General features: G+C 60.0%; 10 protein-coding genes. 8 read left to right on the top strand and 2 right to left on the bottom strand.

The window, feature by feature from the left end; genetic code table 11:
* Positions 1-147: 147 nt before the first annotated feature.
* Positions 148-780: a hypothetical protein gene (locus tag MRY80_RS17420; RefSeq protein WP_293292324.1), complete on the top strand. Its 633-nt coding sequence runs from the start codon at positions 148-150 to the stop codon at positions 778-780.
* Here the strand turns inward: MRY80_RS17420 and MRY80_RS17415 are convergent.
* Positions 755-1,282 (bottom strand): hypothetical protein, encoded by a 528-nt coding sequence (locus MRY80_RS17415; RefSeq protein WP_293292323.1) that lies wholly within the window; start codon positions 1,280-1,282, stop codon positions 755-757. The two genes, MRY80_RS17420 and MRY80_RS17415, sit on opposite strands and share 26 nt — an antisense overlap.
* A 164-nt stretch (positions 1,283-1,446) precedes the next feature.
* Here MRY80_RS17415 and MRY80_RS17410 point away from each other — a divergent pair, with 164 nt between their 5' ends.
* Genes MRY80_RS17410 through MRY80_RS17400 form a run of 3 tightly spaced genes read left to right on the top strand, consistent with a single transcriptional unit; the run spans position 1,447 to position 3,198 of the window.
* Complete coding sequence (locus MRY80_RS17410; protein ID WP_293292322.1) at positions 1,447-2,250, top strand: DNA adenine methylase; 804 nt, start codon at positions 1,447-1,449, stop codon at positions 2,248-2,250.
* 20 nt (positions 2,251-2,270) lie between these two features.
* Entirely contained in the window at positions 2,271-2,882 is a 612-nt protein-coding gene (locus MRY80_RS17405) for an HNH endonuclease (RefSeq protein WP_293292321.1), read from the top strand.
* Positions 2,883-2,931: 49 nt separating this feature from the next.
* Positions 2,932-3,198 (top strand): hypothetical protein, encoded by a 267-nt coding sequence (locus MRY80_RS17400; RefSeq protein WP_293292320.1) that lies wholly within the window; start codon positions 2,932-2,934, stop codon positions 3,196-3,198.
* 212 nt (positions 3,199-3,410) lie between these two features.
* Here MRY80_RS17400 and MRY80_RS17395 read toward each other — a convergent pair whose 3' ends face one another.
* The gene (locus tag MRY80_RS17395; RefSeq protein WP_293292319.1) at positions 3,411-3,620 is read right to left on the bottom strand and encodes a hypothetical protein; all 210 of its coding nucleotides are present in this window, start codon (positions 3,618-3,620) and stop codon (positions 3,411-3,413) included.
* A 77-nt stretch (positions 3,621-3,697) separates the two neighbouring features.
* On the opposite strand from MRY80_RS17395, the gene MRY80_RS17390 reads away from it, so the two are divergent.
* The 4 genes from MRY80_RS17390 to MRY80_RS17375 all read left to right on the top strand — a co-directional run bounded on the left by MRY80_RS17390 (position 3,698) and on the right by MRY80_RS17375 (position 6,802).
* Positions 3,698-4,363 (top strand): SOS response-associated peptidase, encoded by a 666-nt coding sequence (locus MRY80_RS17390; RefSeq protein ID WP_293292318.1) that lies wholly within the window; start codon positions 3,698-3,700, stop codon positions 4,361-4,363.
* A gap of 92 nt (positions 4,364-4,455) precedes the next feature.
* Positions 4,456-4,602, top strand: a complete 147-nt coding sequence (locus MRY80_RS17385) for a hypothetical protein (protein ID WP_293292317.1) — start codon at positions 4,456-4,458, stop codon at positions 4,600-4,602.
* Positions 4,603-4,671: 69 nt separating this feature from the next.
* On the top strand, positions 4,672-5,511 hold the full coding sequence (locus tag MRY80_RS17380) for a phage Gp37/Gp68 family protein (RefSeq protein WP_293292316.1): 840 nt from the start codon (positions 4,672-4,674) through the stop codon (positions 5,509-5,511).
* Positions 5,512-5,560: 49 nt separating this feature from the next.
* Positions 5,561-6,802, top strand: coding sequence for a three-Cys-motif partner protein TcmP (locus MRY80_RS17375; protein ID WP_346433407.1), 1,242 nt, complete (start codon positions 5,561-5,563; stop codon positions 6,800-6,802).
* Positions 6,803-6,890 lie beyond the last annotated feature (88 nt).

Below are 6,890 nucleotides of genomic sequence, written 5' to 3'. Positions count from 1 at the left end.
CGATGGACTGCACTACGACGCAGCCAGCTTGCGAACGCTGGGCGGGCGTATGTTCACGGCCCTCGACAGCCTACTGTGACCCTCGCGCCCTAACCACTTCTGTGGGGGGGGGCGAACGCACTGGACGTGAGAACACAGGACCGCCTGATGAAGGACGAGACTGGCATGAATCGCTTTGACTGGACTGACGCCTACCCCGGCCGGCGCATCGTGACCCTCGTCCTTGACCTGGCACAGGAGACGGAACTGCTCGGTCAAGCGGCCGATGAGGGGCGATTGATTGCGCCGGGCACGGTGCTCGGTATGCCGAAGATCGCGCGAGATCCGCAGGAAGAATGGGCATCCATGCCGATGCAGCCCATCAACGACAATCCTTCCTCCGAAGCCGTCCCTGCGGCCACTCCCGGCGCGAACACTTCGGCCGAGACCGCGCCTGACCCGAAGATCGCCATCCTCCCGGTGGTGCGGCGCGAGTCGATGCCGGCCGACGAAACGCCGGCGCCGGCCCGCGAGCCGCGCTTCGACGACCGCTCGCCGCTGGCCGAGAAACCGCCCCGGCGGCAGGATCCACCGAGAGAGCCGGAACGGCGCTTCAATCCGACCAAACGCTGTTGGGAGAGGCGCGGCACGATCACGGGCCAGGACCTGGAGCTGGTTGAGACGGCCGTGGCGGAGGGCCGCGTGACGAAGTGCCCGCCGGCGACCTTCGCGCTCGATGCGAACGATGCGAGGAATGTGAACTGGGGGCGTCAGCCTAAGAGCAAGGCCAAGCCCCGATGATCTGGAGAGCAAAGCCGAGCAAGATGATAGCCAATGCCCAGAATGTCCTTCGGCCAGTGGTCGTTGCCTCCTCGCGACGAAACGATTCACGAGTCGCTATTGCCTTCCGGATCTCCTCGATCATTGCATCTGTTTGTCGGAGACGATGGTCGAAGTGCTTTGCGATATCCTCCACAAGACGGATGGTTCCCAGTTCGGTCTTGTATTCCTTCAGCGCCGCGTGTGGTCCGGGGCCTAGCAGGGCCTTGGCGTTCGACGCCAATTGGCGGTTTGCAGATCCTATATCCCTCGCCATTTTCTCACGAACTTCGTTCAGTTCGATGACCAGGGCGTTGTCAGCTTCCTTGCCGCGCATGGCAGCCTGGCTGACAGCGATAAGGTCTGCCGACAGAAGGATGACTCCGACAATATCGCAGCCCATTCCGATCAACTGGAGCCAGCTGCCGCCGAAACCAGGCAAACGGCAAAACAGAAGCAAGTCCTCTTCCAGACCGAGGTTCACGACACCAGCTCCTCCATGATCCGGGCGGCCGGAGCGATTGCCGCTCCAAGCGACGGGCTTCAGTTGGCGCCGAGACCCGTCAGACGCACCTGTCGTTAACGTCTCACCCGGCTCGCTTTCGCAAGCTTCGGCAGGGTGACCGATTCCGCGAGCGTGCGACAGGCATGAACGAACTTACCCACATCGAACCCGTGCGGCCGCCTGCGGCCTATGTCGGCGGCAAGAAGCTGTTATCCCGTCAGATCATCGAGCGGATCAATGCTACGCCGCATGACGGCTATGCCGAGCCCTTCATCGGCATGGGCGGCGTCTTCTTTCGTCGCGATCGCAAGCCCAGGACAGAGGTGATCAACGACATCTCCGGCGACGTGACGACGCTCTTCCGCATCCTGCAGCGCCACTATCCGCAGTTCATGGACACTCTCAAATTCCAGATCACGTCACGGCGCGAATTCGAACGCCTGGCCGCCTGCGATCCGAACACGCTGACCGACCTTGAGCGCGCTGCGCGCTTCCTCTACCTCCAGAAGACGGCCTTCGGCGGCAAGGTCGCCGGCCGCACTTTCGGGATCGACAAGTCAGGAGGCGCGCGCTTCAACTTGACGCGCCTGGCGCCGCTCCTCGAGGACGTTCACGAGCGTCTCTCCGGCGTCGTGATCGAGTGTCTGCCCTGGGCGGAGTTCATCGCCCGCTGGGACCGGCCGGGCATGCTGTTCTACCTCGACCCGCCTTATTTCGGGAACGAGGGCGACTATGGCGACGGCGTGTTTTCCGTCGACGATTTCGGGCGCTTGGCGGAGGTGCTGGCCGGCATCGAGGGCACGTTCCTGCTGTCGATCAACGACCGGCCGGCGATCCGCGAGGTATTCTCCGGCTTCCGGCTCGAGGAGGTGTCACTCACCTATTCGATCAGCGGAGGAAAAGGCAGGCCGGCGAAGGAGTTGATAATATCGCCGTTTCGGAGATGATCTCAGGGAGGGAGACGATCATGAATGTCACGACCGAGAGCATTCAGGAGCGAGTTCGCGAATACCTTAGATTGGGCGAAAAGGAATTTCTGCGATCATACGCTTCTGGGCGGGGATCACGCACTCGTCGGGTGATCGTTGATGGTCATAGCATACCGGCGAAAGCGCTCTTCGCCGCAGCACACTCCCCACCTGTTCCTCCGGTTACCATACACACAAACGACGCCATCAAGTGGTTTCACGCGAATGGGTACGAATTCGATGATCCGGCTTCGGATCAAGTGTTCGAAGAGGGAGAGCGAAGAAGGCTCGAAGCCACCTATCTGGCAAGAAGTTCCGCGCTTGTGAGGCAGGCGAAGACGGAATACGGCTTTCGGTGCATGTGCTGCGAGTTCGATTTCGAATCCTTCTATGGCGAAATCGGCGAAGATTTCATCGAGTGCCACCACATCGACCCTCTCACCGGCCGAGAGGGCAAGAGCATGCCCACTTCGATCAAAGACCTCACCGTCCTTTGCTCGAACTGCCATAGAATGGTCCACCGCGTCGATCCGTGTCTAACCGTGGCGGAATTGAGGGAACGCATCGCGCAAAACGCTGCCCAGGGGCGCGTTGACGATCGAAAGGAATAAATGCATATCGGCGGGGCGGCGTGCATACCACTGAACACAGAGAAAGATCATGCCGCCCGTTTCCGAAGACGACCTGAGAGCGCGAATTGTCGTCGCGCTCAAACAGCTCCCCAAAACCACCCTCAAGCAGCTCCTGGACCGGAACTGGGTTCGCGCCGAGGAGGCGCAGAAAGATGTCGCGCGGACGGTGATGCGCTACCTGTCCGGCTTCTCGATCGAGCGCAAACCGGCCACCAGAGAGGAGCTCGGCGCGTCGCATTGGGACGGGCTCACCGAAGAGCAGAAGCGCGACGCCCTAGCGAAGCGTCAACGTTGAAGCTGAGACGCCGGCATCGCCCAAATGGCGAACTGAACATGCAACTAATTGGAGTGCCAGACCACCTCCACGTGTCCACGCTTCCCGGCCCATCAACCGAGGGCAAGGAAATGGACACGATCTACATGCTGGAATGTGCATTGGTCGCCGCACGGCGCGAGGGCAACGCGTTTCTCGTCTACCTGATCGGGCTGGCACTCGCAGAGGCCTGGTCACACATAGACGAAAGTGCCCAGAAGCCAGAGTCCGAGCACTATCACTAGAGGCCCGAAGACCATCAGATTGGCCGCGGTTTCCGACCGCGGCCTCTCCTCGTCGAGGTAGAGCTCCTCCAATGGCGGCAAGCCATCGTCGATCGCCTCTTCGGTTCTGTCGAGGACGGCGCTGATCGGATCGGGACAGTGCTGGGCTTCGTCTGCCATGCCGGAATGATATTCCCTGCGGGCCGGTTCGCAAGGCCGCTTGCCGGCGTACGCACTTTGCGATTGAAATGGGCGGCATGTGCGGACGCTTCACCCTGTTCACCTCCTGGACGGAGATTTACGATCTCTACAACCTGACGCGGGATGCCGACCGGGGCCGCAACACCGCGCCGCGCTACAACATCGCGCCGACGCAGGACGTGCCCTTCGTTCACCTCGACAAGGAGGGAAACCAGGTCGTTTCCGACGGGCAATGGTGGCTGGTGCCGCATTGGGCGAAGGAAAAGCCCAAATGGGCAATGTTCAACGCGCGCAGCGAGGACGCCGACAAGAAGCCCGCCTTCCGGGATGCCTTCAAGAGCAAGCGCTGCCTGATACCGGCCGACGGCTTCTATGAATGGACCAAGGCCGACGATGGCGGCAAGGATCCCTGGTGGATCCACCTTCCCGACGCCAGGCCCTTCTCGTTCGCCGGTCTCTGGGCTCACAATGACGCGCTGGACATCACGAGCTGCACCATCCTGACGGCCGCCGCCACCGAGCCCGTGAAGCAGTTGCACGACCGCATGCCGATCATTCTCGATCCCGATGCCTATGACGCATGGCTCGATCCCGAGAACCCTGCGGATGAAGCGAAGGCGCTCCTGAACAAGAACCTCGACGGACAGCTGGAATTCCACCGCGTGAGCCGGAACGTGAACACGTTCAAATACCACGACGCCGACGCGATCGAGCCGATCTGATCGCCACGGAACCCAAGCGGGAGACTGGAATGCCCTCTTTCGACGCCCCTTCGAAGGACCTTCAAGAGGTGCTCGAGAGGCAATTCAGAGCCATGGCGGAATCTGCGATCGACGAGGGCTGGCCTGCCCAGGACGTGGCCACTGCGCTTTTGCGTCTCGCTGGGCGCTACAAGCTGGAGGTCGAAGACGGACACAACCCGGCCGTGGCGAGGGCCGCTGTCAGGAGGACGCTTCAGTAGGGCTGTTAACCACTCAAAAAGTCGGCAATGATTCAATGGCTGCACAATGCATGCGACCAGGAGATGACAATGGCGACGCACTCTTCGATCGAATGGACCGATCACACGTTCAATCCGTGGACCGGCTGCACAAAGATCAGCCCTGGGTGTGACAACTGCTACGCCGAAGCATGGTCGAAGCGATCTGGCCATGTCGTGTGGGGCAAGCACCCTCGAAAGCGCACGACTGAGGCATATTGGAAAGGACCGAAGATCTGGCAGCGTAAGGCGAGCGCCTTCCATGCCGAGCACAGCCGTCGGCAACGCGTGTTCTGTGCATCCCTCGCCGATGTCTTCGACAACAAAGCGGATCCGGCCTGGCGGGCTGATCTCTTCGCGTTGATCCGCGAGACGCCATCACTGGACTGGCAGTTGCTGACCAAGCGCCCGCAGAACATCGCAAAGATGCTCCCTAGCGATTGGGGTAATAACGGCTACCACAATGTCTGGCTCGGGTTCACTGCGGAGGATCAGACCCGCTACGATCAGCGCAAACGCTTCATCGAGGCGGTTCCAGCGGCAGTGTGGTTCGTCTCTTACGAGCCGGCGATCGGGCCGCTGCGGCTCGAGGCAACAGACCCGAAACCGAATTGGCTCATTGTCGGCGGTGAGAGCGGGCATGGATCCCGACCCATGGACCCGCAGTGGGCACGCGACATTGTCAACGATTGCCGGTCATTCGGTGTCGCGCCCTTCTTCAAGCAGTGGGGCGCAGCCGGAAACAACCCGCTGCTTCAGTCGGGTGAGGTCGCATCGGAGGATCTCAAGGCGATTGACCCACATGGCAAAGGTGGTGGGCTGCTCGATGGCGCCCTAATCCGGGAGTTTCCAGCCTCTGATCAGCCTGTGGAGGACGTCAGCGCAGCTTGACTATCGGGATGCCCTCATAAACGAATAGTTGTGAACTGCGGGGGCTACAATCGCTGAATTCGACTGGATAATAGGAAACCCGCCGCCTTCGCTGCCCGAGCACAGCGCGGCGAAGTTGACGCTGCTCGACCAGTATCTCGAGGATTACTTCCCGGCGATCGTTCGCGACCCTCGGCAAGAGGTTCTGAACCTCACCTTCGTCGACGGCTTTTGCGGCGGTGGAAGATACTCGTCATTTGGGGGCGTTACGGACGGCAGCCCCCTTATTCTCTTCAAGGCCGTCGAACGCGCTCGACGCCAATTGAACGCGGCAAGGCGGAAGCCTCTGGGCATCAACGCTGAGTACCATTTCGTGGACAGCAGGCGTGAAACCATCGACTTTCTTCGAGCCGAACTCGTGAAGGAAGGCCTGCTTGCCGACCTCGGCAGGACAATTCATCTGCACAATTGCGAGTTCGTCACGGTCTTCCCGCAGATCAAACAACGTATTTCAAACCGCACTCGGAGGAGCGTCGGGAGGTCCGTTTTCGTCTTGGACCAGAAGGGTTGGAAGGATGCACCTTTCGCAACCGTTCGTGAAATCCTTCAGAGCTTCTCCGGCGCTGAGGTAATTCTGACCTTCGCGATCGATTGGTTTATCGACAACATGTCCGGCAACGACGCGTTCCTACGCTCGATCAAGCCAGTAGAGGTGTCGACAGAACAGATACGAGAGTGGTTGGACGCAAAGGACGAGCCCGGATGGCGCTATGCCATTCAGCGCGGTCTGAAGGACCACATCCAAACTGCAACCGGTGCACAGTTCATAAGCCCATTTTTCATTCGATCGGACACAGCTCATCGAAGCCTATGGGTTGTGCACCTTTCGAATCATTACACGGCCAGGAACGTGATGGTCGATACCCATTGGAACACAAAGAACCATTCCATCCACCCAGGACGAGGTGGATTGGAGATACTTGGCTTCGACATAAACTACGATCCGTCGGTCATAGGCGAGATGATGTTCGCCGAACATGACCGAGACACGATGCACGAGCGATTGACGGAGGATCTGCTTCGCAGCCTGAGAGACGGCCATGGTCTCGATCCTGTTCCTTATAGGACGTTTCTCAGTACCGTTGTGAACAAGACACCCGCACGGCTTCTCGATCTCGATACCGTCACGGGCACGCTGATCGGCGGCCAAGAGATCGCCGTTCGAGACAAGACTGGATCGCCTCGCCGTAGCAGAAATCCATCAGCTGACGACCTGATAAGCTACACCGGTCAGATGAAGATGAAGTGGTGAGCGCGATTCGGGATTGTTCCAAGACCCGCTGGCAAAATTTCCAGAACCAGCTGGCGCGCTACACCGAACGTCAGCGAATGAAATGACT

Source organism: Oricola sp. (genome assembly GCF_022763245.1).
Lineage (GTDB): Bacteria > Pseudomonadota > Alphaproteobacteria > Rhizobiales > Rhizobiaceae > Oricola.
The sequence above is the reverse complement of the archived record's forward strand: the minus strand, read 5'-3'. Positions and strand labels throughout refer to the sequence as shown.

Bases quoted from the DNA above. Each gene is read 5' to 3' on its own strand.
- MRY80_RS17420 (WP_293292324.1), top strand. From the start codon at position 148: ATGAAGGACGAGACTGGCATGAATCGCTTTGACTGGACTGACGCCTAC.
- MRY80_RS17410 (WP_293292322.1), top strand. From the start codon at position 1,447: ATGAACGAACTTACCCACATCGAACCCGTGCGGCCGCCTGCGGCCTAT.
- MRY80_RS17405 (WP_293292321.1), top strand. From the start codon at position 2,271: ATGAATGTCACGACCGAGAGCATTCAGGAGCGAGTTCGCGAATACCTT.
- MRY80_RS17400 (WP_293292320.1), top strand. From the start codon at position 2,932: ATGCCGCCCGTTTCCGAAGACGACCTGAGAGCGCGAATTGTCGTCGCG.
- MRY80_RS17395 (WP_293292319.1), bottom strand. From the start codon at position 3,620: ATGGCAGACGAAGCCCAGCACTGTCCCGATCCGATCAGCGCCGTCCTC.
- MRY80_RS17390 (WP_293292318.1), top strand. From the start codon at position 3,698: ATGTGCGGACGCTTCACCCTGTTCACCTCCTGGACGGAGATTTACGAT.
- MRY80_RS17385 (WP_293292317.1), top strand. From the start codon at position 4,456: ATGGCGGAATCTGCGATCGACGAGGGCTGGCCTGCCCAGGACGTGGCC.
- MRY80_RS17380 (WP_293292316.1), top strand. From the start codon at position 4,672: ATGGCGACGCACTCTTCGATCGAATGGACCGATCACACGTTCAATCCG.